Origin of the sequence: Mycolicibacterium neworleansense, from assembly GCF_001245615.1 — a bacterium.
Taxonomy (GTDB): Bacteria; Actinomycetota; Actinomycetes; order Mycobacteriales; family Mycobacteriaceae; genus Mycobacterium; species Mycobacterium neworleansense.
Genome location: NZ_CWKH01000001.1, coordinates 2,454,841 through 2,481,225 on the forward strand (window position 1 = coordinate 2,454,841; position 26,385 = coordinate 2,481,225).

The 26,385-nt window shown below is 66.7% G+C and carries 28 protein-coding genes; 26 read left to right on the forward strand and 2 right to left on the reverse strand.

Going from position 1 to position 26,385, the window contains the following annotated elements:
• Positions 1 to 15 precede the first annotated feature (15 nt).
• The 7 genes from BN2156_RS11630 to BN2156_RS11660 are packed head-to-tail and all read left to right on the forward strand — an operon-like array spanning position 16 to position 6,521.
• The gene (locus BN2156_RS11630; protein WP_090513690.1) at positions 16 to 1,206 is read left to right on the forward strand and encodes an alpha/beta hydrolase family protein; all 1,191 of its coding nucleotides are present in this window, start codon (positions 16 to 18) and stop codon (positions 1,204 to 1,206) included.
• The gene (locus BN2156_RS11635) at positions 1,203 to 2,405 is read left to right on the forward strand and encodes a CaiB/BaiF CoA transferase family protein (protein WP_090513693.1); all 1,203 of its coding nucleotides are present in this window, start codon (positions 1,203 to 1,205) and stop codon (positions 2,403 to 2,405) included. The genes BN2156_RS11630 and BN2156_RS11635 overlap by 4 nt, the downstream gene beginning before the upstream one ends.
• 1 nt (position 2,406) lies before the next feature.
• On the forward strand, positions 2,407 to 3,309 hold the full coding sequence (locus BN2156_RS11640) for a hydroxymethylglutaryl-CoA lyase (protein ID WP_090513696.1): 903 nt from the start codon (positions 2,407 to 2,409) through the stop codon (positions 3,307 to 3,309).
• 7 nt (positions 3,310 to 3,316) lie between these two features.
• Positions 3,317 to 3,928, forward strand: a complete 612-nt coding sequence (locus tag BN2156_RS11645; RefSeq protein ID WP_090513699.1) for a TetR/AcrR family transcriptional regulator — start codon at positions 3,317 to 3,319, stop codon at positions 3,926 to 3,928.
• A gap of 33 nt (positions 3,929 to 3,961) precedes the next feature.
• Complete coding sequence (locus tag BN2156_RS11650) at positions 3,962 to 5,206, forward strand: acyl-CoA dehydrogenase family protein (protein WP_090513702.1); 1,245 nt, start codon at positions 3,962 to 3,964, stop codon at positions 5,204 to 5,206.
• Entirely contained in the window at positions 5,203 to 6,183 is a 981-nt protein-coding gene (locus BN2156_RS11655; protein WP_090513705.1) for a phosphotransferase family protein, read from the forward strand. The genes BN2156_RS11650 and BN2156_RS11655 overlap by 4 nt, the downstream gene beginning before the upstream one ends.
• Positions 6,177 to 6,521: a DUF6285 domain-containing protein gene (locus BN2156_RS11660; protein ID WP_276021121.1), complete on the forward strand. Its 345-nt coding sequence runs from the start codon at positions 6,177 to 6,179 to the stop codon at positions 6,519 to 6,521. The genes BN2156_RS11655 and BN2156_RS11660 overlap by 7 nt, the downstream gene beginning before the upstream one ends.
• A gap of 5 nt (positions 6,522 to 6,526) precedes the next feature.
• Here BN2156_RS11660 and BN2156_RS11665 read toward each other — a convergent pair whose 3' ends face one another.
• The gene (locus tag BN2156_RS11665) at positions 6,527 to 7,162 is read right to left on the reverse strand and encodes a class I SAM-dependent methyltransferase (protein ID WP_090513708.1); all 636 of its coding nucleotides are present in this window, start codon (positions 7,160 to 7,162) and stop codon (positions 6,527 to 6,529) included.
• 59 nt (positions 7,163 to 7,221) lie between these two features.
• Between BN2156_RS11665 and BN2156_RS11670 the strand changes: the two genes are divergently transcribed.
• The 19 genes from BN2156_RS11670 to BN2156_RS11760 all read left to right on the forward strand — a co-directional run bounded on the left by BN2156_RS11670 (position 7,222) and on the right by BN2156_RS11760 (position 25,334).
• Entirely contained in the window at positions 7,222 to 7,611 is a 390-nt protein-coding gene (locus BN2156_RS11670) for a nuclear transport factor 2 family protein (RefSeq protein WP_162490779.1), read from the forward strand.
• Positions 7,612 to 7,632: 21 nt separating this feature from the next.
• Positions 7,633 to 8,148 carry a YceI family protein gene (locus BN2156_RS11675; RefSeq protein WP_090513712.1) on the forward strand — a complete coding sequence of 172 codons (516 nt, stop codon included), beginning with the start codon at positions 7,633 to 7,635 and terminating at the stop codon, positions 8,146 to 8,148.
• A 64-nt stretch (positions 8,149 to 8,212) separates the two neighbouring features.
• Positions 8,213 to 8,611 carry an Rv3143 family two-component system response regulator gene (locus tag BN2156_RS11680; RefSeq protein WP_090515802.1) on the forward strand — a complete coding sequence of 133 codons (399 nt, stop codon included), beginning with the start codon at positions 8,213 to 8,215 and terminating at the stop codon, positions 8,609 to 8,611.
• 173 nt (positions 8,612 to 8,784) lie between these two features.
• Positions 8,785 to 9,153, forward strand: coding sequence for an NADH-quinone oxidoreductase subunit A (locus BN2156_RS11685; protein ID WP_090513715.1), 369 nt, complete (start codon positions 8,785 to 8,787; stop codon positions 9,151 to 9,153).
• Positions 9,144 to 9,698, forward strand: a complete 555-nt coding sequence (locus BN2156_RS11690) for a NuoB/complex I 20 kDa subunit family protein (RefSeq protein ID WP_029106617.1) — start codon at positions 9,144 to 9,146, stop codon at positions 9,696 to 9,698. The genes BN2156_RS11685 and BN2156_RS11690 overlap by 10 nt, the downstream gene beginning before the upstream one ends.
• Complete coding sequence (locus BN2156_RS11695) at positions 9,695 to 10,378, forward strand: NADH-quinone oxidoreductase subunit C (RefSeq protein WP_090513718.1); 684 nt, start codon at positions 9,695 to 9,697, stop codon at positions 10,376 to 10,378. The genes BN2156_RS11690 and BN2156_RS11695 overlap by 4 nt, the downstream gene beginning before the upstream one ends.
• Positions 10,378 to 11,682, forward strand: a complete 1,305-nt coding sequence (gene nuoD, locus BN2156_RS11700) for an NADH dehydrogenase (quinone) subunit D (RefSeq protein WP_090513721.1) — start codon at positions 10,378 to 10,380, stop codon at positions 11,680 to 11,682. Before BN2156_RS11695 ends, nuoD begins: the two co-directional genes overlap by 1 nt.
• A gap of 28 nt (positions 11,683 to 11,710) precedes the next feature.
• Complete coding sequence (nuoE, locus tag BN2156_RS11705; RefSeq protein WP_090513724.1) at positions 11,711 to 12,439, forward strand: NADH-quinone oxidoreductase subunit NuoE; 729 nt, start codon at positions 11,711 to 11,713, stop codon at positions 12,437 to 12,439.
• Positions 12,436 to 13,752: an NADH-quinone oxidoreductase subunit NuoF gene (gene nuoF / locus BN2156_RS11710; RefSeq protein WP_090513727.1), complete on the forward strand. Its 1,317-nt coding sequence runs from the start codon at positions 12,436 to 12,438 to the stop codon at positions 13,750 to 13,752. Before nuoE ends, nuoF begins: the two co-directional genes overlap by 4 nt.
• A 38-nt stretch (positions 13,753 to 13,790) precedes the next feature.
• Entirely contained in the window at positions 13,791 to 16,178 is a 2,388-nt protein-coding gene (locus BN2156_RS11715) for an NADH-quinone oxidoreductase subunit G (protein ID WP_090513730.1), read from the forward strand.
• Positions 16,175 to 17,398: an NADH-quinone oxidoreductase subunit NuoH gene (gene nuoH / locus BN2156_RS11720; protein ID WP_090513733.1), complete on the forward strand. Its 1,224-nt coding sequence runs from the start codon at positions 16,175 to 16,177 to the stop codon at positions 17,396 to 17,398. The genes BN2156_RS11715 and nuoH overlap by 4 nt, the downstream gene beginning before the upstream one ends.
• Positions 17,391 to 17,924, forward strand: a complete 534-nt coding sequence (gene nuoI, locus BN2156_RS11725) for an NADH-quinone oxidoreductase subunit NuoI (RefSeq protein WP_090513736.1) — start codon at positions 17,391 to 17,393, stop codon at positions 17,922 to 17,924. The genes nuoH and nuoI overlap by 8 nt, the downstream gene beginning before the upstream one ends.
• Before the next feature lie 11 nt (positions 17,925 to 17,935).
• Positions 17,936 to 18,682 (forward strand): NADH-quinone oxidoreductase subunit J, encoded by a 747-nt coding sequence (locus tag BN2156_RS11730; RefSeq protein WP_210436644.1) that lies wholly within the window; start codon positions 17,936 to 17,938, stop codon positions 18,680 to 18,682.
• A 4-nt stretch (positions 18,683 to 18,686) separates the two neighbouring features.
• Positions 18,687 to 18,986 carry an NADH-quinone oxidoreductase subunit NuoK gene (gene nuoK / locus BN2156_RS11735; RefSeq protein ID WP_003881446.1) on the forward strand — a complete coding sequence of 100 codons (300 nt, stop codon included), beginning with the start codon at positions 18,687 to 18,689 and terminating at the stop codon, positions 18,984 to 18,986.
• A gap of 7 nt (positions 18,987 to 18,993) precedes the next feature.
• Positions 18,994 to 20,874, forward strand: coding sequence for an NADH-quinone oxidoreductase subunit L (gene nuoL, locus BN2156_RS11740; RefSeq protein WP_090513742.1), 1,881 nt, complete (start codon positions 18,994 to 18,996; stop codon positions 20,872 to 20,874).
• Entirely contained in the window at positions 20,868 to 22,463 is a 1,596-nt protein-coding gene (locus BN2156_RS11745; RefSeq protein ID WP_090513745.1) for an NADH-quinone oxidoreductase subunit M, read from the forward strand. The genes nuoL and BN2156_RS11745 overlap by 7 nt, the downstream gene beginning before the upstream one ends.
• Before the next feature lie 2 nt (positions 22,464 to 22,465).
• Complete coding sequence (gene nuoN, locus BN2156_RS11750; protein WP_090513748.1) at positions 22,466 to 24,031, forward strand: NADH-quinone oxidoreductase subunit NuoN; 1,566 nt, start codon at positions 22,466 to 22,468, stop codon at positions 24,029 to 24,031.
• A gap of 57 nt (positions 24,032 to 24,088) precedes the next feature.
• Positions 24,089 to 24,865 (forward strand): enoyl-CoA hydratase, encoded by a 777-nt coding sequence (locus tag BN2156_RS11755; RefSeq protein ID WP_090513752.1) that lies wholly within the window; start codon positions 24,089 to 24,091, stop codon positions 24,863 to 24,865.
• Positions 24,866 to 24,947: 82 nt separating this feature from the next.
• Positions 24,948 to 25,334: a type 2 periplasmic-binding domain-containing protein gene (locus BN2156_RS11760; RefSeq protein WP_131725159.1), complete on the forward strand. Its 387-nt coding sequence runs from the start codon at positions 24,948 to 24,950 to the stop codon at positions 25,332 to 25,334.
• Here BN2156_RS11760 and BN2156_RS11765 read toward each other — a convergent pair.
• Complete coding sequence (locus BN2156_RS11765; RefSeq protein ID WP_090513758.1) at positions 25,331 to 26,374, reverse strand: zinc-dependent alcohol dehydrogenase family protein; 1,044 nt, start codon at positions 26,372 to 26,374, stop codon at positions 25,331 to 25,333. The two genes, BN2156_RS11760 and BN2156_RS11765, sit on opposite strands and share 4 nt — an antisense overlap.
• Positions 26,375 to 26,385: the final 11 nt, after the last annotated feature.

A 26,385-nucleotide genomic window follows, 5' to 3' on the forward strand; every position in this document is an offset into this window, starting at 1 on the left:
GAACAAAGGACACCGATGACAACGATCGATTCACCTGTGAAGCACGCGTACGACCGCATTCCGTATCTGGTTGCCTACCAGAACAACTCGGCGGTACGCGACGTCTACGGTGGCGTCGCCGAACTGGTGGTGCTGGAGAGCTATCTGCTCAAGCCGAAGGAGAAGTCGTCCGACACGGTGCTGGTGTTCATGCACCCGATCGGCGGCGGCGCCTACCTGCCGATGATCAATGCACTGGCCCGCGCCGGACACCACGTCATCTACTGCAACAGCCGGTTCCGAGGCACCGACTCGGCCCTACTCATGGAGAAGGTGGTCGAAGACCTCGGTGAGTGCATCAAGGACGCCAAGAACCGGCTCGGCTACGACAAGGTGGTGCTGGCCGGGTGGAGCGGCGGCGGCTCACTGTCGGTGTTCTACCAACAGCAGGCACAACACCCGACGGTGACGGCCAGCCCGTCCGGAGACGGCCCCGACCTGACCCAGCTGGGGTTGATCCCGGCCGACGGAATCATGTTGCTGGCCGCGCATATCAGCCGGCACGGCACCATGACCGAATGGATGGACGCATCCATCCTCGACGAGAACGATCCGTCCAAGCGGGACCCGGAACTCGACCTCTACAACCCGGACAACCCCAACCAGCCGCCGTACACGCCGGAGTTCCTGGAGCGCTACCACCAGGCGCAGATCGCCCGGAACCGGCGAATCACCAAGTGGGTCAAAGAAAAATTAGCGGAGCTCTCCGAACAGGGGCGGCCCGATGACGAGTTCGCGTTCGTCGTGCACGGCACGATGGCCGACCCGCGCTGGCTGGACCCGACGGTCGATCCCAACGAGCGCACGCCCGGCACGTGCTATCTGGGCGATCCCCAGGTGGTCAACATGAGTCCGGTGGGCCTGGCGAGATTCTGCACATTACGCAGCTGGCTGTCGCAGTGGAGCTACGACGACGCCAACGGTGACGCGGTCAAGGCTGGGCCGGATATCGCGGTGCCCGCACTGGTGATCGGAAACCTCGCCGACGACGCGTGCACGCCCAGTCACACCCGGCGGTTGTTTGAGGCCATCGGTCACTCCGACAAGGAGATGCACGAGATCCCCGGTGCCAACCACTACTACTCGGGTCCGGATCAGCGCGAAACGCTGCGCCAAGCCGTCGGCATCTGTACGGATTGGCTGCATCGCCACGGGTTTTCAGCATGACGACCGGGGCGCTGGACGGGATCCGGGTCATCGAGCTCGGCACCTTGATCTCGGGGCCGTTCGCCGGCCGGCTGCTAGGCGACATGGGCGCCGAGGTCATCAAGATCGAGCTACCGGCCACTCCCGATCCGTTGCGCACCTGGGGTCAGGCCGAACTCGACGGACACCACTTCTTCTGGACCGTGCATGCCCGCAACAAGAAGGCCGTCACCCTCGACCTTCGCAAGGAAGCCGGCCGGGAGCTGTTTCTCGAGCTGGTCGAGCAATCCGACATCATCGTCGAGAACTTCCGGCCCGGCACCCTGGAGAAGTGGAACCTGGGCTACGACGTTCTGCGCGAACGTAACAAGGGCATCATCCTGGTGCGGGTGTCGGGCTACGGGCAGACCGGACCGGACGCCGGCAAGGCCGGGTACGCCTCGGTCGCCGAGGCCTCCAGCGGGCTGCGCCACATGAACGGCTTCCCCGGTGGCCCCCCGCCACGGTTGGCCCTGTCCCTGGGCGACAGCCTGGCCGGCATGTTCGCCGCCCAGGGCGCCCTGGCCGCCCTGTACCGGCGAACCGTCACCGGCGAAGGTCAGATCGTGGACACCGCACTGACCGAAAGTTGCCTGGCGATACAGGAATCCACCATTCCCGACTATGACGTGTGTGGTGTGGTGCGCGGTCCGTCGGGCACCCGACTGGAGGGCATCGCGCCGTCGAACATCTACCAGAGCGCGAACGGCAGCTGGGTGGTGATCGCGGCCAACCAGGACACCGTGTTCCGCCGGTTGTGCACGGCCATGGGTAACCCGGAGCTGGCGACCGACGATCGATTCGTCAACCACGTTGCCCGCGGCCGCAATCAGGATGAGCTCGACAAGATCATCGGTGACTGGGCCGCGACGCGCCAGCCCGCCGAGATCATCGAGACCCTGTCGCAGGCCGGCGTGATCAGCGGGCCGATCAACACCGTGGCCGAGGTCGTAGAGGATCCGCAACTGCGGTACCGCGGCATGATCGCCGATCACTTCGATGAACGGATCGAGCGGACCGTGAAAGGACCCGGCGTGGTCCCGGTGCTCTCCGAGTCCCCCGGCAGCATCCGCAACGCCGGGTCGGCGCGGCCGGGCCAGCACAACGACGAGGTGTACGGCGATCTACTCGGCCGCAGTACACAGGAACTGGAAGCCCTGCGTTCACAGGGGGTGCTGTGAGATGAACCTGCCAACCAAGGTCGATATCCGCGAGGTGTGCCTGCGCGACGGCCTGCAGATCGAGACGCCGATCCCCTTGTCCGCCAAGGTCGCGATCCTCGAGGCGATCGTGGCGACCGGGGTGCGTGAGGTGGAGGCGACGGCGTTTGTCTCACCATCGAAAGTACCGGCACTGGCCGATGCGGCCGAACTCGCCGAGGAACTGCAGCGGTTTCCCGATGTGGAGTTCTCCGCACTCGTGGCCAGCCCCAACGGCGCCAAACGCGCCATCGCCGCCGGCCTGCGCTCGATCGAATACGTGGTGTCCGCCTCGGATGCCCACTCCCACGCCAACGTCGGCCGCACGTCGGCCGAGGCCACCGCGCAGATCGCCGACATCGTGGCCATCGCCGGCGACAGCGGCACCTCGGTGGAGGTGATCGTCGCCACCGCGTGGGACTGCCCGTTCGACGGGCCGACCGACCCACAGCGGGTGCTCGACATCACCTCGGCTGCCGTCGGTTTCGGGGTGAACCGGTTGGCGATCGCGGACACCATCGGCACCACCACCCCGCGGCGAGTGAGTTCCTTGATCGAGAAGGTCCGGCCGCTGATCGGGGACCTGCCGCTGGGCGCGCACTTCCACAACACCCGCGGCGCTGGCCTTGCCAGCGCATACGCGGCCGTGCAGGCCGGAGTGACTCGGCTGGACGCGTCGGTCGGCGGATTGGGCGGCTGCCCGTTCGCCCCGGGCGCCAGCGGCAACATCGCCACCGAAGATCTTGTCTACATGTTGCGCGACAGCGACATCGCCGTCGATGTGGATCTGCCCGCCGCCATCGATGCCGCCCGTGTCGCGCAGGAGGCCGTGGGCCACGAACTTCCCAGCGCGCTGCTGCGGGCCGGCGACCGGATCCTGGGCTGAGGCGTCGATGACCGCCGCCGAGCTGGGCACCAAGGGCCGCCAGACCCGGTCGGCCCTCGAGCTGGCCGCGCGGAAACTATTCGCCGAGCGTGGCTTTCACGGCACCACCCTGGCCGACATCACCTCGGCCGCGGGCAAGAGCCCGGCGGTGTTCTATCGGTACTTCACCGACAAGGAGGATCTGCTGGCAGCGCTGGCCGAATCGTTTTTGCACGATGTCGTCGAACCCTCCGGGCTCAATCTGCATCTACCGGACTCCCCCGACGACACCGAGTTCTTCACCACGGTGGTGACCGGTTACTGGAACATCTTCAAACAGAACATCGGCATCATGATCGCGGTCGCCCAGTTGGCTGCCACCCAGCAGAGATTCGCCGACGTGCAGAACAAGTTCCGCCGGTTCGGCATAGACATCGTCATCGCGTCGGTCCACCACGCTCAGGGCCAGGGGTACGCGCAGGGGCTGGAGCCGGAGCACGTCGGTGCGGCCATCGCGCTGTTGTTCGAGAACTTCACCACCGTCTTCGTCGGCCAATCCGGGCTCGGCATCGAGATCGGCGATGCGGACGCCATCGCCACGCTGTCCACAATCTGGAAGAGAACCCTGTACGGCTTCTGACCCGGGCTTTCGACCCGAGAAAGAGAGATCATCGTGGATTTCGCTTTACCCGACCATCTTTCAACTGTCCTTGCCGAGATGGACGAGTTCATCGAGACCGAGATCAAGCCGCTTGAGCGCGAGCACATGCAGTACTTCGACCAGCGCCGTGAGTATGCCCGCACCGACTGGGACAACGGCGGGATACCCAACCGGGCCTGGGAAGATCTGCTCGACGAGATGCGGCGCCGCGCGGATGCCGCGGGGTGGCTGCGGTACGGGCTGCCCGCCCGGTTCGGCGGGCGCGACGGCAGCAACCTCGACATGGCCGTGATCCGGGAGCACTTGGCGCACAAAGGCCTCGGGCTGCACAACGACCTGCAGGACGAGTCCTCGATCGTCGGCAACTTCCCGCAGGTGATCATGATGGACCGGTTCGGCACCGAGGCGCAGAAGTCCGAATGGGTCGAGGCCATGCTCACCGGCAAGCGGTCGATGGCGTTCGGATTGACCGAGCCCGACCACGGTTCAGATGCCACCTGGCTGGAGACGACAGCGGTTTCGGATGGGAACGGCTGGATCATCAACGGACGCAAACGGTGGAACACCGGGGTACACCGCGCCACCCACGATCTGATCTTCGCCCGGACGTCAGGTGATCCGGGGCAGGCGCGTGGGATCACTGCCTTCCTGGTCCCCACCGATGCCCCGGGATTCACGGTCCCGTTCTACTGGTGGACGTTCAACATGCCCACAGATCACGGCGAAGTCGAACTGAACGACGTGCGGGTCCCGGCCGATGCGGTGCTCGGTGAGATCGACCGCGGTCTGGAGGTCGGGCAGACGTTCCTGCACGAGAACCGGATTCGTCAGGCCGCCAGCAGTCTGGGCGCCGCCCAGTTCTGTATCGACCGCGCCGTGGACTACGCCAACCGGCGCAAGGTGTTCGGCAAGCCACTGGCGGTGAATCAGGCCGTGCAGTGGCCGTTGGTGGAACTGCAGACCGAGGCGCAGATGGTCCGGTTGCTTGTCCGGTATGCCGCAACGCAGTTGGACCAGAACCACCATATGGAGGTGTCAGACAAGGTTTCGATGGCCAACTACCGCGCCAACCGTCTGGTGTGCGAGGCCGCCGATCGGGCCATGCAGGTGCACGGCGGCATCGGCTACAGCCGTCACGAACCGTTCGAGCACATCTACCGCCACCACCGACGCTACCGCATCACCGAAGGTGCCGAGGAGATCCAGATGCGACGAGTGGCGCAGCGGCTCTTCGGTTTCGGCAAGGCAAAGCAGTGACGGAGGCCGGCCTGCTCACCTCCGGGCTGGTCGATGTGCTCACCCCGGTACTGGGCGACGGGGTGGCCGTGCAGAACCTGCGCGAGCTGACTGGCGGGGCCAGCCGCACCACCTGGTCGTTCGACGCCGTCACGGACGCGACCCGGCGCCCGTTGATCCTGCGCACCGGCGCGCCAGACGAGGTACATGCCGGGATGGAGCTGGAGGCCGCCGCCCAGCGGGCTGCGGCGCTGGCCGGGGCGCCGGTACCCCACGTGCTGGTCGCCGACAATTCCGTTGCCGCGCTGGGTGATCCCTTCCTCATCTGTGACTTCATCGGTGGCGAGACCATCGTGCGGCGGATCCAGCGCACGCTTGACGACAGCGGCCGGGCCCGGCTGCTCACTCAGTGCGCGCAGGCTCTGGCCGCCATCCACCGCGCCGAACCGCCCGAACTGCCCGGCCTCGTCGAGCAGGACCAGATGTCCCAGTGGCGCGCCCAACTCGACGAGATGGGCGATACCACCGCCACTTTCGAGTGGGTGTTCCGCTGGCTGGCCGCCAACCGCCCGCCGCCGTCGCCGACCCGGTTGGTCCACGGCGACTTCCGGATGGGCAATGTCATCGTCGACGAGTCGGGCCTGGCGGCGGTATTGGATTGGGAGTTGGTACACCTCGGCGAGGTGTACGAGGACCTGGCCTGGTTCTGCATCCGGGCCTGGCGGTTCGGGGCGCCGGCCGGGCTCGGTGCGGGCGGTCTGGGCAGCATCGAGAGCTTCCTGACCGCCTACGAGGACGCCGGCGGCGCCACCCTCGACCGGTCGGCGATCCGCTGGTGGCTGGTGCTCGCCACCCTGCGTTGGGGAGTCATCTGCCGCTATCAAGCAGAGCGCCACCTGAGCGGGCAGACCAGGTCGGTCGAGCTGGCAACGATCGGGCGCCGCGTCTGCGAAACCGAGTGGGACTTGTTGTGTCTGCTGGACGGGAGCGGATGGTGAGCAACCTGTACGGGCGGCCGAGCGCGGCCGAACTCGTGGCCGCGGTCGCCGAATTTCTCGACACCGAGGTGCGCGAACAATGCGGCGGCGCCCTGAACTTCCACGCCCGCGTGGCCGCCAACGCGCTGCGGATGGTGGAACGCGAGCTGCTGACCGAGGATGCGGTCCCGGCTGCCGAGGCAGCCCTGGCCGGCGTCGGGTTCGCCGACGAGGACGAGCTGGCAGCGGCGATCCGGGCCGGCGACCTCGATGACCGAGCCGACGACGTCACCGCCTGCCTGCGCGTCCTGGTACGTCAGCGGCTTTCCGCCGCGCATCCGGGCTACGACGAGCCGTGAGCCCGTCAGAGCCTGCGGATCCGGGCCAGCCACGCCGGCTCGTCGACCCGGGCTCCGACCGGTTCACCGATCGCCTCGGCGTGAGCCGCTCCGACCACACCGCGGTATGTCGTGGTGTCCAGCGCTTCCAGCTCCCAGCCTTCAGAGAAGGCCTGTCGGATGACGTCCTCGCTGACCTGGGGCCCGAAACCGCGGCCCGCATCCGACAGTGCCAGTACGTGCACCCTCGCGCCGGGACTGCACGCCCGGTGCAGGCTGGCGACATAGCGCGGCCGGTCGGCATCGCCGAAGATGTGGAACAGGGCGCTGTCGACGATGGTGTCGTACCGCGGCCCGTCGGACTCGCCGAGACGGGTCGCGTCGGCGACGGCGAACTGCGCATCGATGCCCCGTTGGGCGGCATTCTCCCGGGCCTGGGCGACGGCTTGTTCGGAGAAGTCGATGCCGAGCACGTCGTACCCGAGCCGGGTCAGCAGCATGGTGTGTTCACCGGCGCCGCAGCCGACATCGAGCACCTTGCCGCCCAGGCGGCCGGTGCGTTCCAGCTCGACGATGGCCGGCTGGGGCTCGCCGATGACCCACGGTGCGGTGCGGGACTCGTAGGCTTCGTCGAACAACGAATGTGCGGGCGTGGAGTTCATGATTCGAGTCTGAAACCTGAATGGCTATTGAGGTCAAGCACCAACCGAGGAGGCCGATGATGTCCGCTGCCGAAGCCGCGATCGTCGACGACGTCGCGCACCGCCTGTTCGACGCGATCGAGCGTGGCGACACCGCCGGCGTGGCTCAGCTGTGGGCCGATGACGTCGCGGTATGGCACGCCGGTCACACCAGGGACAACGACCGGACCCGCGCGCTGAAGGTCATCGCCTGGTTCGTCGACGCCACCCGCGAGCGCCGCTACGAGGTGCTGGACCGGCAGTTCTTCGACGGCGGGTTCGTCCAGCAACACGTCCTGCATGCCGGGGCGCGCGACGGCACGTTGATCGCGCTGCGCGTGTGCATCGTGATCAAGGTGGGTACCGACGGACTGATTCACCGAATCGACGAGTACTTCGATCCGAGGGACATCGCTCCCCTGTTGACCTGACCCGAGGAAGATGGAGGTCTCATGCCTACGACCAGCGACATCCTGACCGAAAGCGCCGGAAACTGGGCGCTGGTACCGGACCGGTCCAGGGTGCGGTTCCGGAACAAGACGCTGTGGGGCCTGGCGACCGTCTCCGGTGAGTTCACCGATTTCAACGGCGAAGGCTCGGCCGGCGCGGGGGTGACGGGCCAGGTGGTGATCAAAGCGGCATCGGTGCGCACCGGCATCGGTAAACGGGACAACCATCTGCGGTCCGCCGATTTCTTCGACGTCGAGGCACATCCGGACATCATCGTGCAGGTGACGGGTTTGGAGCCCTCCGACGACCGGGTGCGCTTGACGGCGGTTCTGACCGTCCGCGGCGTGTCGAGGCCCGTCGAATTACCGGTCGACGTGCAGGCACTCGACGATGGCGCGGTGCGGGTGTCCGGCCAGTGCGAGGTCCAACGAGACGACTTCGGCGTGTCGGGTGACCTGCTCGGGATGGTCGGACCGACGACGGTCCTGTCCGGTGAACTTGTGTTCACCCGGGACTGATGCGCCACAACAGAATTCGTTGAGTTGTCCGGCCGGCGGCGCCGTGCGCAGTAGCATCGGCAGCATGGCCGGCCCCGCGCCGCTGCACATCATGGTGTACAGCGACAATCCGCGCACCCGCGAACAGGTACGTCTCGCACTGGGCAAACGCGTGCACCCGGAACTGCCCGAGCTGGAATACGTCGAGATCGCCACCGCGCCGATGGTGATTTCTCGGATGGACGCCGGGGGCATCGACCTGGCCATCCTCGACGGGGAAGCGACACCCGCCGGGGGCATGGGAGTGGCCAAACAACTCAAGGACGAGATCGCGGAATGCCCGCCGGTCCTGGTGCTCACCGGGCGGCCCGACGATGCCTGGCTGGCTAGCTGGTCGCAGGCCGAGGCGGCCGTGCCACACCCGATCGATCCGATCCGGTTGGGCGATGCGGTGGTGTCGCTGCTGCGCACCCCGGTCCAGTGATGTTTCTTCGAATTGCCCTGTAGCCGTTGATTGTTGACGGCACGGCTGTGGCCGCAGCGACACGCTGCCCCGATATGAAACGATACTAACCAAAATGTGTGGCGCAGGCCGCAAACCTCGCTAGGCTGTGGGTTAGCTCACATCGACAGGCAGGCGAGGGAGCGGTCAGTGGCATGAATTTATATACGCCAATCCTGGTTCTCGGAGCGATCGCGGCCGCGTTCGCCGTGGTTTCCGTGGGGATCGCGCTCGTCATCGGCCCGCGCCGCTACAACCAGTCCAAACTCGAGGCCTACGAATGCGGTATCGAGCCGATACAGCCCGGGGCCGCCGGCGTGACCGGGCAGCGCATGCCGATCCGGTACTACCTGACGGCGATGTTGTTCATCGTGTTCGACATCGAGATCGTCTTTCTCTACCCGTGGGCCGTGGCGTTCGACAGCCTCGGGTTGTTCGCGCTGGTCGAGATGTTGCTGTTCATGCTCACGGTGTTCGTGGCGTACGCCTATGTCTGGCGGCGAGGGGGCCTGAATTGGGATTAGAGGAGCGTCTGCCCGGCGGGATCCTGCTGTCGACGGTCGAGGCCGTCGCAGGATACGTGCGTAAGGGGTCGTTGTGGCCGGCCACATTCGGCCTGGCCTGCTGCGCAATCGAGATGATGTCGACCGCCGGACCGCGTTTCGACATCGCCCGGTTCGGGATGGAACGATTCTCGGCGACACCGCGACAGGCCGATCTGATGATCGTGGCGGGCCGGGTCAGCCAGAAGATGGCGCCGGTGCTGCGACAGATCTACGACCAGATGGCCGAGCCGAAATGGGTGCTCGCCATGGGGGTTTGCGCCTCCTCCGGCGGGATGTTCAACAACTACGCGGTGGTCCAAGGCGTCGATCATGTGGTGCCCGTCGACATCTACCTGCCCGGATGCCCACCCCGACCGGAGATGCTGCTGCACGCAATCCTGAAGCTGCACGACAAGATTCAGCAGATGCCACTCGGGGTGAACCGCGAGGAGGCCATCCGGGAGGCCGAAAAGGCGGCACTGGCCGTCACCCCCACCATCGAGCTCAAGGGGCTGTTGCGGTGAGCACCGCCAACGGAAACAGCGAGGGTGCCGAGGTGATCGGTACGCGCCGCGGCATGTTCGGCGCCTCGGGCACGGGCGACACCTCGGGGTACGGCCGGCTGGTGCGCTCGGTGGCATTGCCCGGCAGCTCCCCTCGGCCCTACGGCGGGTACTTCGACGAGGTGGTCGACCGGCTCGCCGAGATCCTCGGCGAGGAACGGTATGCGGTGTCGATCGAGCGCGTGGTCGTTCATCGAGACGAGCTGACACTGGAGATCAGCCGGGTCCAGCTGCCGGCCGTGGCCAGCGTGCTGCGCGACGATCCGCAGCTGCGGTTCGAGCTGTGCCTGGGGGTGAGCGGGGTGCACTACCCCGACGACACCGACCGCGAGCTTCATGCCGTCTACCCGCTGATGTCGATCACCCACAACCGCCGGATCCGGCTGGAAGTCGCGGCGCCCGACGCGGATCCGCACATTCCGTCGCTGTATGCGGTCTATCCGACCACCGACTGGCACGAACGGGAGACCTACGACTTCTTCGGCATCGTGTTCGACGGGCATCCCGCCCTGACCCGGATCGAGATGCCCGACGACTGGGTCGGCCATCCCCAGCGCAAGGACTATCCGCTGGGCGGTGTTCCGGTCGAGTACCACGGCGCGCAGATCCCGCCGCCCGATCAGCGGAGGTCCTACAACTGATGAGTACCGAATCCCCGGTCGTTGTGGTCGGCGGGCAGGACTGGGACGACGTGGTGTCCGCGGCCCGCGAGCACGCCGGCGAACGCATCGTGGTCAACATGGGCCCACAGCACCCGTCCACGCACGGCGTGCTGCGACTGATCCTGGAGATCGAGGGCGAGATCATCACCGAAGCCCGTTGCGGCATCGGCTATCTGCACACCGGTATCGAGAAGAACCTGGAATACCGCAACTGGACACAGGGCGTCACGTTCGTCACCCGGATGGACTATCTCTCGCCGTTCTTCAACGAGACGGCGTACTGCCTGGGCGTGGAGAAACTGCTCGGCATCACCGATGATGTTCCCCAGCGCGCCAGCGTGATCCGCGTGATGCTCATGGAGCTCAACCGGATCACGTCGCATCTGGTGGCGCTGGCCACCGGCGGTATGGAACTCGGCGCGATGAGCGCGATGTTCTACGGATTTCGGGAGCGCGAGGAAATCCTGCGGGTGTTCGAGTCGATCACCGGCCTGCGGATGAACCATGCCTACATCCGGCCGGGCGGCCTGGCCGCCGACCTGCCCGACGGTGCACTGGCCCAGGTGCGGGCGCTGCTCGACCTGTTGCCGAACCGCTTGGGCGACTTGGAGGATCTGCTCAACGAGAACTACATCTGGAAGGCGCGCACCGTCGGTGTCGGGTATCTCGACCTGACCGGGTGTATGGCATTGGGAATCACCGGCCCGGTGTTGCGGTCCACCGGGCTGCCCCACGATCTGCGCCGCGCACAACCGTACTGCGGTTACGAGAACTACGAATTCGACGTGATCACCGATGATCGCTGCGACTCCTACGGTCGGTACATCATCCGGGTCAAGGAGATGCGGGAGTCGCTCAAGATCGTCGAGCAGTGTGTCGATCGCCTCGAGAAGATGGGCGATGGTCCGGTGATGATCAGCGACAAGAAGCTGGCCTGGCCGGCCGATCTCAAGGTCGGGCCGGACGGGCTCGGCAACTCCCCCGAGCACATCGCCAAGATCATGGGCCACTCCATGGAGGGCCTGATCCACCACTTCAAGCTCGTCACCGAGGGCATCCGGGTGCCGGCCGGACAGGTTTACGTCGCGGTCGAGTCCCCGCGCGGGGAGCTCGGGGTGCACATGGTCTCCGACGGCGGCACCCGGCCCTACCGGGTGCACTACCGCGACCCCTCGTTCACGAATCTGCAAGCGGTGGCGGCGATGTGCGAGGGCGGCATGGTGGCCGATGCGATAGCCGCGGTGGCGTCGATCGATCCGGTCATGGGAGGGGTTGATCGATGAGCGCTTGCGCGAAGAGGAGACAGCACGGATGACTGACGTATTCATTCAACTGGGGCAACGCCCCGATGAAGCGGGCCCGCCGATCAACGGGCCCGCGGCGTATCCGGAGGAGGTGACAGCCCGGCTCACCGCCGACGCCGAGCAGATCACCGCACGCTATCCCGATGCCCGCTCCGCGCTGCTGCCGCTGCTGCATCTGGTGCAGGCAGAGGACGCGTGCCTCACCCCCGCCGGAATCAATTTCTGCGCAACGCTGTTGGGCCTGTCCGATGCCGAGGTCACTGCGGTGGCGACGTTCTACTCGATGTACCGGCGCACCCCCACCGGCGACTATCTCGTCGGTGTCTGCACCAACACGTTGTGCGCGATCATGGGCGGCGACGCGATCCTGGATGCGCTGCAAGAGCATCTGGACATCCACGCCGGGGAAACGACTGCCGACGGCCGGGTCACCCTCGAACACATCGAGTGCAATGCGGCGTGCGACTACGCCCCGGTGGTGATGGTCAACTGGGAGTTCTACGACAACCAGACCCCGTCGTCGGCACGGGATCTGGTGGACGGACTACGCGGCGGCACGCCACCGGCGCCGACCCGCGGTGCACCGCTGTGCACCTTCCGCGAAACTGCCCGCACGTTGGCTGGGCTGGCCGATCCGCACGTACCCGGTGGTGTCCCCGGGGCGGCCACCCTGGCCGGCCTGCGCGAAGCCCGCAAACGCGGATGGTCTGATCCCGAGGCAGGACCGATCGCATGACCGCTCTGACCCCGGTACTGAGCCGATTCTGGGACGAACCCGAACCGTGGACGTTGGACACCTACCGCCGCCACGATGGCTACCGCGGGCTGCAGCAGGCCCTGGCGAAGGCGCCGGACGATGTGATCGCGCTGATCAAGGATTCCGGGCTGCGCGGCCGCGGCGGCGCCGGGTTCCCGACCGGGACCAAATGGTCGTTCATCCCGCAGGGCGAAGAGGGGGCCGGGGCCAAGCCGCATTACCTGGTGGTCAACGCCGACGAGTCGGAACCCGGCACCTGCAAAGACATTCCGCTCCTGCTGACCACTCCGCACTTTCTGGTCGAGGGAGTGATCATCGCGGCATACGCGATCCGGGCCCGCCACGCATTCATCTATGTCCGGGGTGAGGTGGTGCCGGTGCTGCGGCGGCTGCAGGCCGCGGTCGCCGAAGCCTATGCGGCCGGCTATCTGGGCGCCGACATCCTCGGCTCCGGCTTCGATCTGGAGCTGACCGTACACGCCGGTGCGGGCGCCTACATCTGCGGCGAGGAGACCGCCCTGCTGGATTCCCTGGAGGGCCGGCGCGGTCAACCACGGTTGCGCCCACCGTTTCCCGCCGTCGCGGGGCTGTACGCCTGTCCCACCGTGGTCAACAACGTCGAGTCCATCGCCAGTGTGCCGCCGATCATGGTCAACGGGGTGGACTGGTTCCGGTCGATGGGATCGGAGAAATCCCCTGGCTTCACGCTCTACTCGCTGTCGGGCCACGTCAACCGGCCCGGTCAGTACGAGGCACCGCTCGGCATCACCCTGCGCGAACTGCTCGACTATGCCGGCGGTGTGCGCGACGGCCACACGCTGAAGTTCTGGACCCCGGGCGGCTCGTCGACACCCCTGCTGACCACCGAACACATCGACGTGCCACTGGATTACGAGGGTATGGCCTCGGTCGGGTCGATGCTGGGCACGAAGGCGCTGCAGATCTTCGACGAGACCACCTGTGTGGTGCGGGCCGTGCGGCGCTGGACACAGTTCTACGCCCATGAGTCCTGCGGCAAGTGCACCCCGTGCCGGGAGGGCACCTACTGGCTGGCCCAGATCTATGCCCGGCTGGAAACCGGTGCCGGCACCCAGGCCGACATCGACAAGCTGCTCGACATCGCCGACGGCATCTTCGGGAAGTCGTTCTGCGCGTTGGGCGACGGCGCGGCCAGCCCGATCATGTCCTCGATCAAATATTTCCGTGACGAGTACGTAGCGCACCTGGACGGGGGTTGCCCGTTCGACCCGCACGCCTCGACGCTGATGGCGACCGAAAGTGCGGGTGCCTGAATGTTTCGCACCACTCGCGCAAGGAAAGGGGGACGTGCATGACGCTGGCCGAGCCGACCAAGGACACCCCGCCGGTGGAGATGGTGTCGCTCACCATCGACGGCCACGAGATCAGTGTCCCCAAGGGCACGTTGGTGATCCGTGCCGCCGAGCTGATGGGTGTCCAGATCCCCCGGTTCTGCGACCACCCGCTGCTCGATCCGGTCGGGGCCTGCCGGCAGTGCCTGGTCGAGGTCGAAGGCCAGCGCAAACCGATGGCCTCGTGCACCACCACGGTCATGCCGGACATGGTGGTGCACACGCAGTTCAGCTCCGAGGCGGCCGACAAGGCCCAGCGCGGGGTGATGGAACTGCTGCTGATCAACCATCCCCTGGACTGCCCGATCTGCGACAAGGGCGGCGAATGCCCGCTGCAGAACCAGGCCATGTCCAACGGGCGGCCCGAGACCCGGTTCGAGGATGTCAAGCGGACCTACCCGAAGCCAATCAGCATCTCCTCGCAGGTGCTGCTGGACCGGGAACGCTGCGTCCTGTGCGCACGTTGCACCCGGTTCTCCGCACAGATCGCCGGCGATCCGTTCATCGAGCTGCTGGAACGCGGTGCGCTGCAACAGGTCGGCATCGCCCCTGGCGAACCGTTCCAGTCGTACTTCTCCGGCAACACCGTGCAGATCTGCCCGGTCGGGGCGCTGACCGGGACGGCCTACCGATTCCGGGCCCGGCCTTTCGATCTCGTCTCCAGCCCCAGCGTCTGTGAGCACTGCGCTTCGGGCTGTGCCCAGCGCACCGATCATCGGCGCGGCAAGGTGATGCGCCGCTTGGCCGGCGACGATCCCGAGGTCAACGAGGAGTGGAACTGCGACAAGGGCCGGTGGGCATTCACCTACGCGACCACCGGTGACCGGATCACCACACCGTTGATCCGTGAAGACGGCGTACTGCGGCCGGCTTCGTGGTCGGAGGCGTTGACGGTCGCGAGTTCGGGCCTGCTGGCCGCGGGTGCGAACACCGGTGTGCTGGTCGGTGGACGCTGCACCGTGCAGGATGCCTACGCGTACTCGAAGTTCGCCCGAATGGTGCTGGGCACCAACGACATCGACTTCCGCGCCCGGCCGCACTCCGCCGAGGAAGCCGCATTCTTGGCGGCCCGCATCGCGGGGCAGCCCATGACCTTGCGCTACGCCGATCTGGAGAAGGCGCCGACGGTGCTGCTCATCGGACTCGAACCCGAAGAGGAGTCGCCGATCGTCTTCCTGCGGCTGCGCAAGGCGGCCCACAAGAACGGTCTGCAGGTAATCGCGGTGGCCCCGTTCGCCAGTCGCGGGTTGACCAAGACGGCAGGCGCGCTCATCCCGACGGTGCCGGGAGGCGAAGCGGCCGCACTGGAAGCGCTGGAAGCCGATGAGCGGCTGCGACGCCCCGGCGCGGTGATCCTGGTCGGTGAACGCCTGGCCAACTCACCGGGTGCGCTGTCGGCGACACTGCGGCTGGCCTCGGCCACCGGGGCCCGGCTGGCCTGGATTCCACGCCGGGCCGGTGAGCGCGGCGCCCTGGAAGCAGGCGCCTTGCCGAACCTGCTTCCCGGCGGACGTCCGGTCGACGACGCCGACGCTCGCGCCCAGACCGCCGCGGTGTGGAATACCGCGGATCTGCCCGGCAGCGCGGGCCGCGACACCGCGGGCATCCTGGCCGCGGCGGCCGAGGGAGCGCTGTCGGCGCTCATCGTCGGCGGCGTCGAGATCACCGACCTGCCCGACCCGGCCGCAGCAGTGGCCGCGCTGCGGGCCACCCCCCTGGTGGTGAGCCTCGAGCTACGCGAGAGCGAGGTCACCGAGCTGGCGGACGTGGTCTTCCCCGTGGCGCCGGTCGTGGAGAAGGGCGGTGCGTACCTGAACTGGGAAGGCCGGATCCGCCCGTTCAAGCCGGCGCTGCAGACCAACGCCATCCCCGACCTGCGGGTCCTGCACTATCTGGCCGATGAGATCGGCATCGACCTCGGCATGACCGGGCCCGAAGCCGCCGACCGCGAGCTGTCCCGGCTCGGCACATGGGCCGGAGCCCGGGCCCCAGAACCGTCGGCAGCACCCGGACCTGTCCCGGCCCCGGGCCCCGGGCAAGCCGTGCTGGCCAGCTGGCGTCTGCTGCTGGACGCCGGACGCCTTCAGGACGGTGAGCCCTTCCTGGCTGGCACTGCGGTCAGCCCCGTGGTACGGCTGTCCCCGGCCACCGCCGCCGAACTCGATGTGGCGCCTGGAGATTCCGTGACCGTGAGCACCGATCGCGGCACCGTCACGTTGCCGCTGGAGATGGCCGAGATGCCCGACCGGGTGGTGTGGTTGCCCACCAATTCGCCGGGATCGGCGATTCATCGCCAACTCGGGGTGACCGCCGGTGCGCTCGTCTCGATCGGGCGGGCCGACTCATGACACACCCCGACCCCACTCTGTTCGGTCACGACCCGTGGTGGCTGATACTGGCCAAGGCGCTCGGGGTGTTCGTCTTCCTGCTGCTCACGGTGCTCGCGGCGATCCTGATCGAACGTAAAGTGCTGGGCCGCATGCAGATGCGTCCAGGGCCCAACCGAGTCGGGCCCTGGGGACTGCTGCAGTCGTTGGCCGACGGTGTGAAGCTGGCCCTCAAGGAGGGTCTGACCCCCGCAGGCATCGACAGACCCATCTACCTTCTGGCACCGATCATCTCGGTGATCCCGGCGTTCATGGCCTTCGCGGTGATCCCGATGGGTGGCGAGGTATCGGTCTTCGGGCACCGCACCGCACTGCAGCTGACCGATCTGCCGGTGGCGGTGCTCTACATCCTGGCCGTCACGTCGATCGGGGTGTACGGCATCGTGTTGGCCGGCTGGGCATCCGGATCCACGTACCCGCTGCTCGGCGGCCTGCGGTCCAGCGCCCAGGTGATCTCCTACGAGATCGCGATGGCCCTGTCGTTCGCCGCGGTGTTCCTCTATGCGGGGACGATGTCCACCTCGGGCATCGTCGCGGCGCAGGACCGCACCTGGTACGTGTTCCTGCTGCTGCCCTCGTTCGTGGTGTACGTGACCTCGATGGTGGGCGAAACCAACCGGGCACCCTTCGATCTGCCCGAGGCCGAGGGCGAACTCGTCGGCGGATTCCACACCGAGTACTCGTCATTGAAGTTCGCCATGTTCATGCTTGCCGAGTACGTCAACATGACCACTGTGTCGGCGCTGGCCACCACCATGTTCCTCGGCGGCTGGCACGCGCCGTTCCCGTTCAACCTGATCGACGGTGCCAACAGCGGGTGGTGGCCGTTGTTGTGGTTCACCGCCAAGGTGTGGACGTTCATGTTCCTGTACTTCTGGCTTCGGGCCACCCTGCCCCGGCTGCGCTACGACCAGTTCATGGCGCTGGGCTGGAAGGTGCTCATCCCGGTGTCGTTGGTCTGGATCATGGTCGTCGCCGTCACCCACAGCTTGCGCGAGCACGGCTACCACAACTGGGCCACCGGTCTGGTGACCACCGCAGTCGTCATAGTGGCGGTCCTGGCCGTCGCGCTGTGGAAGGCGCTGCGGGCCAGGACCGTTCAGCCCGTACCACAACAGAGCTCCGGCGCCTATCCGGTGCCGCCGCTGCCGAACGCGGGAAAGGAGACCGTCGATGTTTAGGAAGCCGAAGTTCCTCGACGCGCTGGCCGGATTCGCGGTCACCTTCGGTTCGATGTTCAAAAAGCCGCTCACCGAAGAGTATCCGGAGAAACCGGGGCCGGTGGCGCCGCGCTATCACGGCCGGCATCAACTCAACCGCTACCCCGACGGCCTGGAGAAGTGCATCGGCTGCGAGTTGTGCGCCTGGGCCTGCCCGGCCGACGCCATCTTCGTCGAGGGCGCCGACAACACAGACGCAGAACGCTTCTCGCCGGGAGAGCGGTACGGCCGGGTGTACCAGATCAACTATCTGCGTTGCATCGGATGCGGCTTGTGCATCGAGGCGTGCCCGACGCGTGCGCTGACCATGACCAACCAGTATGAGATGGCCGACGACAACCGGGCCGACCTGATCTGGGGCAAGGACAAACTCCTGGCCCCGCTGCAGCCTGGCATGCAGGCGCCCCCTCATGACATGGCCCCGGGCAGCACCGACGACGACTATTACCTCGGCCGGATCAACCCGCTCACCCAGGACGTCCAGTGAGCGCTGACATCATGCTGCTCGCCGCGGAGAACGCGGCGCGCACCTCGACGTCGGAAGCGGTCCTGTTCTGGGTCCTCGGGGCGGTCGCAGTGCTCGGTGCCATCGGAGTGGTCGCCGCCCCCAAAGCGGTGTACTCGGCGGTGTTCCTGGCCTGCACCATGATCGCGCTGGCCGTGCTCTACATCGCCCAGGACGCACTGTTCCTCGGCGTGGTGCAGGTGGTGGTCTACACCGGTGCGGTGATGATGCTGTTCCTGTTCGTACTGATGCTCATCGGTGTCGACCTGTCCGAATCGTTCACCGAAACGCTACGTGGACAACGCCTTGCGGCCTTGGCCGCCGGCACCGGATTCGGCATTCTGTTGATCGCGGGGATCGGCAACGTTTCGGCCGTCGGCTTCACCGGGTTGGCGCAGGCCAACAGCGGCGGCAACGTCGAGGGGCTGGCAGCGCTGATCTTCACCCGCTACCTGTGGGCGTTCGAGTTGACCAGCACACTGCTGATCACCGCGGCCTTGGGCGCGATGGTGCTCGCCCACCGGGAACGCTTCGAGCGCCGCAAGACCCAACGGGAGCTGGCTGTCGAACGTTTCCAGGCCGGGGGCCACCCGACGCCGCTGCCCAATCCCGGTGTCTATGCGCGGCACAACGCCGTCGACGTCCCTGCTCGGCTGCCCGATGGCTCCGATGCGGCGTTGTCGGTAAGCGCCATCCTGCCGCAGCGCTCAGTCAGTGGCTCGTCGAACGGGGAGGGGTGATGCGGTGAATCCCGACAACTATCTGTACCTGTCGGCACTCTTGTTCACCATCGGGGCGTCCGGAGTGCTGTTGCGGCGCAACGCCATCGTGATGTTCATGTGCGTCGAGCTCATGCTCAATGCCGCCAACCTGGCATTCGTGGCGTTCTCCCGCATGCACGGTCATCTCGACGGTCAGGTGGTGGCGTTCTTCACCATGGTGGTCGCTGCCTGCGAGGTGGTGGTCGGGCTGGCGATCATCATGACCATCTTCCGTACCCGCCGTTCGGCCTCGGTCGACGACGCCAGTCTGCTGAAGCACTAAGGGCACCATGACGATTCCGATATGGCTGGTGATCGCCCTCCCCGCCGCTGGAGCCGCCGTGCTGTTGCTGGGCGGTCGGCGCACCGACCGGTGGGGACATCTGCTCGGCTGCGCGACCGCGCTGGGCGCCTTCGTCCTGGGAACCGTGCTGTTCACTCAGATGCTGGGCCGCCACGGCGAGCACCGCGTGGTCACCGAATCCCTGTTCTCCTGGGTCCCCGTCGCCGGACTGCAGGTGGATTTCGGGCTGCAGCTGGACCAGTTGTCGGTGTGTTTCGTCTTGTTGATCACCGGCGTGGGCTCGCTGATCCACATCTATTCGATCGGCTACATGGCTGAAGATCCGGATCGCAGAAGGTTCTTCGCGTATCTCAACCTGTTCCTGGCGGCCATGCTGCTGCTTGTCCTCGCCGACAACTACCTCGGCCTGTACGCCGGGTGGGAAGGCGTGGGCCTGGCCTCGTATCTGCTGATCGGATTCTGGTCCCACAAGCCCTCGGCCGCCGCCGCGGCCAAGAAGGCATTCGTGGTCAACCGGGTCGGTGACATGGGCTTGGCCATTGCGTTGATGATCATGTTCGCCACCATCGGGTCCATCTCGTTCGCCGGAGTCTTCAGCGCCGCACCGGCATTGAGCGAGGCTACGCTCACCGCGATCGGTCTTCTCCTGCTGTTGGGCGCGTGCGGCAAATCGGCCCAGGTGCCGTTGCAGTCGTGGCTCGGAGATGCGATGGAGGGCCCGACGCCGGTGTCGGCGCTGATCCACGCTGCCACCATGGTCACCGCCGGCGTCTATCTGATCGTGCGCTCGGGGCCGATCTTCGATCTCGCGCCGGGCGCCCAGACCGGCGTGGTCATCGTCGGGGCCGTCACGCTGCTGTTCGGCGCGATCATCGGCTGCGCCAAGGACGACATCAAGAAAGCCCTTGCCGCATCGACCATGAGCCAGATCGGCTACATGGTGCTGGCCGCCGGGCTCGGACCCGCGGGGTACGCGTTCGCGATCATGCACCTGCTCACCCACGGCTTCTTCAAGGCAGGCCTGTTCCTCGGCGCCGGGTCGGTGATGCACGCGATGAACGACGAGGTCAACATGCGCCGCTACGGCGGGCTCCGCAAGGTCTTGCCCGTCACCTTCGCCACCTTCGGGCTCGGCTACCTGGCCATCATCGGAGTGCCGCCACTGGCCGGCTTCTTCTCGAAGGACAGCATCATCGAAGCGGCACTGGGTGCCGGAGGCATCCGCGGCGTGATCCTCGGTGGCGCGGCCATTCTCGGCGCCGGGATCACCGCGTTCTACATGACCCGGGTCATGTTGATGACGTTCTTCGGCGAAAAGCGCTGGGACGACGGGGTTCACCCGCACGAGGCCCCGGCCGTGATGACCTGGCCGATGATCCTGCTCGCGGTCGGGTCGGTGGTTTCCGGCGGTGCGCTGGCCATCGGCGGCACGCTGTCGCACTGGCTCGAGCCGGTGGTGGGTGCGCACGAGGCGCACCACGCGGTCCCGGCGTGGGTGGTCACCGTGATCGTGCTCACGGTCGTCGCGGTGGGGATCGCGGTGGCCTATCGGATGTACGCGCAGCGGCCGGTGCCTGCCGAGGTGCCCGACGGCTCGGCACTGACGTTGGCCGCCCGCCGCGACCTGTACGGCGACGCATTCAACGAGGCGGTGTTCATGCGCGGAGGCCAGACCCTGACCGCGGCCCTGGTGACCGTCGACGACAAGGTGGTCGACGGCACTGCCGGTGGGCTGGCCGCGCTCGTGAGCCGGACATCGGATGGGTTGCGCCAGTTGCAGACCGGCTTCGCCCGGTCCTATGCGCTCTCCATGCTCGGTGGGGCGGCCCTGGTGGTGGCGACGATCCTGGCGGTGCAACTGTGGTGAGCACATTCCCGTGGTTGACGGCGCTGTGGGCGATCCCGACGGTGGGCGCGGCCATCGTGATGCTGCTGCCGGCCGCGCACCGGACCCTCGCGAAGTGGCTGGCACTGGCTATCTCGCTGGCGGCGCTGGGACTCGTCGGAGTGATTGCCGTCGGTTTCGACCCCGCCGGCGAGCAGTATCAGTTCGTCGAATCACACCGATGGATCCCGTCATTCGGAACCGGGTACATCCTCGGAGTCGACGGCATCGCCTTGGCCCTGGTGGTTCTCACGGCCGTGCTGCTACCGCTGCTGATCGTCGCGGGCTGGAACGATGCCACCCACCAGACCGGGCTCGGCGGCCGGGGTGTGCAGGCGTACCTGGCGTTGACGCTGGCTGTCGAAGGCATGGTGTTCATGTCCCTGGTGGCACTGGACATCCTGCTGTTCTACGTCTTCTTCGAAGCCATGTTGATCCCGATGTACTTCCTGATCGGCGGATTCGGAGGACACCGGGCCAAAGCTTCCAAGGCCGCGGTGAAGTTCCTGCTGTACAACCTGTTCGGCGGCCTGGTGATGCTGGCCGCGGTGATCGGCCTCTACGTGGTCACCGCAGGCAGCGATGCGTTCGACTCGGGCACCTTTGACTTCCGCGCGATCGTCACCGCGGTCTCCTCCGGCGAATTCGTGATCAACCCGGCGGTCGCGAACCTGCTGTTCCTGGGGTTCATGTTCGCGTTCGCGGTCAAGGCGCCGCTTTGGCCGTTCCACCGCTGGCTGCCCGATGCCGCGGTTCAGGCCACCCCGGCCAGCGCGGTGCTGATGATGGCGATCATGGACAAGGTCGGCACCTTCGGCATGCTGCGCTACTGCCTGCCGCTGTTTCCCGATGCGTCAACGTATTTCCGTCCGCTGGTCATCACCCTGGCCGTGATCGGCATCATCTACGGCGCCGTCCTGGCGATCGGTCAGACCGATGTGATGCGCCTGATCGCCTACACCTCGATATCGCACTTCGGTTTCATCATCCTCGGCATCTTCGTGATGACCAGCCAGGGCCAGGCTGGTTCGACGCTGTACATGATCAATCACGGGATCTCCACGGCCGCGCTGTTCCTGATCGCCGGTTTCCTGGTGTCGCGGCGCGGTTCCCGCTTGATCGATGCCTACGGCGGTGTGCAGAAGGTGGCCCCGGTGCTCGCCGGAACATTCCTGGTGGCCGGCCTCGCTACGTTGTCCCTGCCAGGCCTGGCGCCGTTCATCAGCGAATTCCTGGTCCTGATCGGCACATTCACGCGCTACCCGGTCGTCGCCGTCTTCGCCGCCACCGCGCTGGTGTTGTCCGCGGTGTACATCCTGTGGATGTATCAGCGGATGATGACTGGCCCGATCCGCGATGGGCTGCTCGACGGTGAGAACAAGGTGCGCGATCTGGTGCCACGCGAGCTGGTTGTGGTGGCGCCGTTGATCGCGCTGCTACTGGTGCTGGGCATCTATCCCAAACCCGCTCTGGACGTGATCAATCCGGCCGTGCAGCACACCTTGACCACCATCGGGCAGACCGACCCGATACCGAGCGCACCACCGACCGTCGCCGAGGGGGGCCGCTGATCATGGTGACGCCGAGCATCGAGTACGCCCTGCTCTCCCCCATGCTGATCGTGTTCGGAGTGGGCGTTGCCGGTGTGCTGGTCGAGGCCTTCCTGCCCCGGCCGGCCCGCTACGGGGTGCAGGTCGCCCTCGCATTGGGTGGGCTGGTGGCCGCCATCGTCGCGGTCGTGCTGCTGTCCCGGGACCTGCACGGTACCCCCGGCAAGCCCGCGGTGCTGGGCTCCGTCGTGCTCGATGCCCCGGCGCTGTTTCTGCAGGGCACCATCGCCCTGGTAGGCATTCTGGGTGTCCTGCTGATCGCCGAACGCCAGTCCGCCGCTGAAACTTCCGGCGGCGCCCGAGGCCTGGACGGCTTCACTCCGCAGGCGTCGGCGGTACCTGGAAGTGTGGCCGAGCAGCTGGCCACCAAGACCGGCGTGATGCAGACAGAGGTCTTTCCGCTGACGATGTTCGCCATCGGCGGCATGCTGTTGTTCCCGGCAGCCGACGATCTGCTGACCATGTTCATCGCGCTGGAAGTGCTGTCACTGCCGCTGTACCTGCTGTGCGGGCTGGCCCGCCGGCGGCGGCTGCTGTCGCAGGAGGCGTCGCTGAAATACTTTCTGCTGGGCGCCTTCTCGTCAGCGTTCTTCCTGTACGGCGCGGCCATGCTGTACGGCTACGCGGGCACCCTGGACCTGAACGGGATCGCCAACGCGGTGATCACGAAGGAACCCAACACTCCGCTGGCACTGATCGGAATCGGGTTACTGCTGGTCGGACTGTTGTTCAAAGTCGGTGCTGTTCCGTTCCATTCGTGGATCCCCGACGTGTACCAAGGTGCCCCCACGGCGATCACCGCGTTCATGGCCGCGGCCACCAAGATCGCCGCATTCGGCGCCACGCTGCGCATCTTCTACGTCGCACTGCCGCAGCTACGCGATGACTGGCGGCCGGTCCTGTGGGCGATCGCGATCCTGACCATGGTCATCGGCACCATCACCGCCGTCACCCAGACCGATGTCAAACGAATGCTGGCCTACTCCGCGGTGGCCCATTCGGGTTTCATCCTCACCGGTGTGATCGCCGCCAACCCGGCCGGGGTGTCCTCGACGCTGTTCTATCTGTTCGCCTACGGTTTCAGCACGCTGGGCGCATTCGCGGTCGTCGGTCTGGTACGCAACTCCTCGGGCGAGGAGGCCACCGCGATGGCCCAGTGGGCGGGCCTGGGCCGGCGGTATCCGATTGTCGGCGTGGTGTTCTCGCTGTTTCTTCTGGCGTTCGCCGGGATCCCGCTGACCAGCGGCTTCGTCAGCAAGTTCGCGGTGTTCAAGGCGGCAGGTGAAGGCGGGGCGATTCCGCTGGTCATCGTCGGCGTCGTCGCCAGCGCCGTCGCGGCGTACTTCTACGTGCGGGTCATCGTGCTGATGTTCTTCACCGATCCGCCCGAGGACGCACCCGCGGTCGTGGTCCCCAGTGGCCTGACCACCGCCGTCATCACCGTCACCGCGGCTGTCACGTTCGCGCTCGGCGCGTTGCCTCAGCCGCTGCTGGATCTGGCCAACAATGCCGAGACCTTCCTGCGGTGATCTCTCACCGCGAGCAGACACAAACTCGCGTAAATGTGCGGCGTAGCATGCGATTTTATGTCTGCTCGCAAAGTTGTGCTGACCACCGATCATGGCGCGGTACGAGTGCTGACGCTGAATCGTCCGCAGTCCCGGAATGCCCTGGGCCGTGAGCTGATCGAGGAACTGTACGGCGCCCTGGTCGCCGCCGACGCCGACGATGCCGTGCGGACGATCGTGCTCACCGGGACCGACCCGGCGTTCTGCGCCGGCGTCGACCTCAAAGAGGCGCAGACCCTCGGCATGGAGTATTTCGAGAGGTTCCGGTCGCACAACTGCATCACCAAGACTGGAGAACTGCGCACCCCGATCCTTGGGGCGATCAACGGCGCCACCTTCACCGGCGGGCTGGAGATGGCTCTGGGCTGCGATTTCCTGATCGCGTCGGACCGGGCCGTGTTCGCCGACACCCATGCCCGGGTCGGCATCCTGCCCGGTGGCGGGATGACGGCCCGGCTCCCCCATGTGGTCGGCGCCGCCATGGCGCGACGGCTGTCGATGACCGGAGAAGTCATCGACGCCGCCCGCGCCGAACGACTCGGTCTGGTCACCGAAGTGGTGCCGCACGAGCGCCTGCTGGACCGCGCGTTGGAGCTCGCCCGACAGATCGCCGAGGTGCCTGGCCCGGTCATGGCCGGTCTCAAGGAGATCTATGACCGCGGCACCGAGCCCCTGATCGGTCCGGCCCTGGCCGCCGAGCAGGCCATCGCCGGCGCGCAGACGCGGGATTTCGACGGCCTGGGCGACCGTTATCGCGCTGTCGCTCAACGGAATCGCGGTCAACTCGACGGTTAGCCGTGGGTGGCGGCGCATCATCGACCGGGTCAGCCGATTGTCTTGATCACCCTTGCCGGTACGCCGGCCACCAATGCCGGGCATGCGCGCGGACACCGAATGGGGTGCGTACTACGACGATTTCAGCCGGACGTTCGGAATCCGGATCGACACGATCGGCCCTGGCTTCGGTGTCGACGTGCTCCTCGACGAGCTCGCCGCATCCACCGAACTGTCCACCCTCGTCGGCGAGGGCTCTCGATACCTCTGGCCCGAGTCGTACGACCTGCGGCGGATCCCTATCGTGGATCCGACCCCGGTCTACCCGCACTCGATCATCTGGCGCGACGACAACCCACAACCTGCACTCGGCGCATTCCTGGAGCATCTGCGCAGCATGCGAATCAACAGTCCCGGTGTCGAAACATGGGCGCCCTCCTGGGCGTACCAAACGGACGGGACTTCGAGCCGGAGTGCGGGCAACAGCTAGTCGGCCCGCCCAGGCTCGACGATCGTCATCCCGACGGCCGGATCGTCCATGGCCGCGAGCGCCGCTCCGGCGTCGTCCAGACCCACCCGCCGGGTCACCAGCAACTCCGGCTGCAATGCGCCCGACGCCACAAGGTCGAGCATCGCCGGATAGTCGACGGCGGGCATGCCGTGCGACCCGAGGATCGAAAGTTCCTGGGCGATCACCTGATCCATCGGTAACGCGGTCTGCGCCGCGTCGCCCAACAGCAACCCGACCTGGATATGCCGTCCACGACGGCGCAGCGAGGACACCGAAGCTGCTGCCACCGCGGGATGTCCGATGGCGTCGACCCCGAGGTGTGCGCCACCTCCGGTCCGGTGCACGACTTCGGCTGCCACATCGGAGATCTCGGTACCGTCGATCATTTCGTCGGCCCCGATCCGGCCGGCGCCGGCCAGCGCGGCGGCGCTGCGGTCGATGGCAACAACCCTGGCGCCGAACGCCTTCGCGATCATCACCGCCGACAGGCCCACCCCTCCGCATCCGTGCACCGCCACCCACTGGCCGGGCTGAACTCCGCCGTGGGTGACCACGGCCCGGAACGACGTCGCGAACCGGCACCCGAGCGACGCCGCCGCGACGAACGAGACGCTGTCGGGTAGCCGCACAAGATTGGCCTGAGCCCGCGGCACCGCCAGCCGCTGCGCGAATGAGCCCGGCAGGGTGAAGCCCGGCTGCAGCTGGGCCGGGCACACCTGAGCGTCTCCGGCCACACAGAACTCGCAGTGTCCGCAACCCAGCACGAAGGGTGCGGTCACCCGGTCGCCCACCTGCCAGCCCGCCACTCCGGCGCCGACCGCCGCGATCGTTCCGGCGAATTCGTGCCCAGGGATGATCGGCAGGGCCACCGGATCGTGCCCCCGCCAGGCGTGCCAGTCAGACCGGCACACCCCGGTGGCCGCGACCTCGACGATCACGCCGTCGTCGGGACATTCGGGGTCGGCCACCTCGACCACCGCGGGCAGCACGCCTACCTCGGAATACACCACAGCACGCACAGCTGCGATCG

Coding starts and splice junctions, on each gene's coding strand:
- BN2156_RS11630 (WP_090513690.1), top strand. CDS start 16: ATGACAACGATCGATTCACCTGTGAAGCACGCGTACGACCGCATTCCG.
- BN2156_RS11635 (WP_090513693.1), top strand. CDS start 1,203: ATGACGACCGGGGCGCTGGACGGGATCCGGGTCATCGAGCTCGGCACC.
- BN2156_RS11640 (WP_090513696.1), top strand. CDS start 2,407: ATGAACCTGCCAACCAAGGTCGATATCCGCGAGGTGTGCCTGCGCGAC.
- BN2156_RS11645 (WP_090513699.1), top strand. CDS start 3,317: ATGACCGCCGCCGAGCTGGGCACCAAGGGCCGCCAGACCCGGTCGGCC.
- BN2156_RS11660 (WP_276021121.1), top strand. CDS start 6,177: ATGGTGAGCAACCTGTACGGGCGGCCGAGCGCGGCCGAACTCGTGGCC.
- BN2156_RS11665 (WP_090513708.1), bottom strand. CDS start 7,162: ATGAACTCCACGCCCGCACATTCGTTGTTCGACGAAGCCTACGAGTCC.
- BN2156_RS11670 (WP_162490779.1), top strand. CDS start 7,222: ATGTCCGCTGCCGAAGCCGCGATCGTCGACGACGTCGCGCACCGCCTG.
- BN2156_RS11675 (WP_090513712.1), top strand. CDS start 7,633: ATGCCTACGACCAGCGACATCCTGACCGAAAGCGCCGGAAACTGGGCG.
- BN2156_RS11680 (WP_090515802.1), top strand. CDS start 8,213: ATGGCCGGCCCCGCGCCGCTGCACATCATGGTGTACAGCGACAATCCG.
- BN2156_RS11685 (WP_090513715.1), top strand. CDS start 8,785: ATGAATTTATATACGCCAATCCTGGTTCTCGGAGCGATCGCGGCCGCG.
- nuoD (WP_090513721.1), top strand. CDS start 10,378: ATGAGTACCGAATCCCCGGTCGTTGTGGTCGGCGGGCAGGACTGGGAC.
- nuoE (WP_090513724.1), top strand. CDS start 11,711: ATGACTGACGTATTCATTCAACTGGGGCAACGCCCCGATGAAGCGGGC.
- nuoF (WP_090513727.1), top strand. CDS start 12,436: ATGACCGCTCTGACCCCGGTACTGAGCCGATTCTGGGACGAACCCGAA.
- BN2156_RS11715 (WP_090513730.1), top strand. CDS start 13,791: ATGACGCTGGCCGAGCCGACCAAGGACACCCCGCCGGTGGAGATGGTG.
- nuoH (WP_090513733.1), top strand. CDS start 16,175: ATGACACACCCCGACCCCACTCTGTTCGGTCACGACCCGTGGTGGCTG.
- nuoI (WP_090513736.1), top strand. CDS start 17,391: ATGTTTAGGAAGCCGAAGTTCCTCGACGCGCTGGCCGGATTCGCGGTC.
- BN2156_RS11730 (WP_210436644.1), top strand. CDS start 17,936: ATGCTGCTCGCCGCGGAGAACGCGGCGCGCACCTCGACGTCGGAAGCG.
- nuoL (WP_090513742.1), top strand. CDS start 18,994: ATGACGATTCCGATATGGCTGGTGATCGCCCTCCCCGCCGCTGGAGCC.
- nuoN (WP_090513748.1), top strand. CDS start 22,466: ATGGTGACGCCGAGCATCGAGTACGCCCTGCTCTCCCCCATGCTGATC.
- BN2156_RS11755 (WP_090513752.1), top strand. CDS start 24,089: ATGTCTGCTCGCAAAGTTGTGCTGACCACCGATCATGGCGCGGTACGA.
- BN2156_RS11760 (WP_131725159.1), top strand. CDS start 24,948: ATGCGCGCGGACACCGAATGGGGTGCGTACTACGACGATTTCAGCCGG.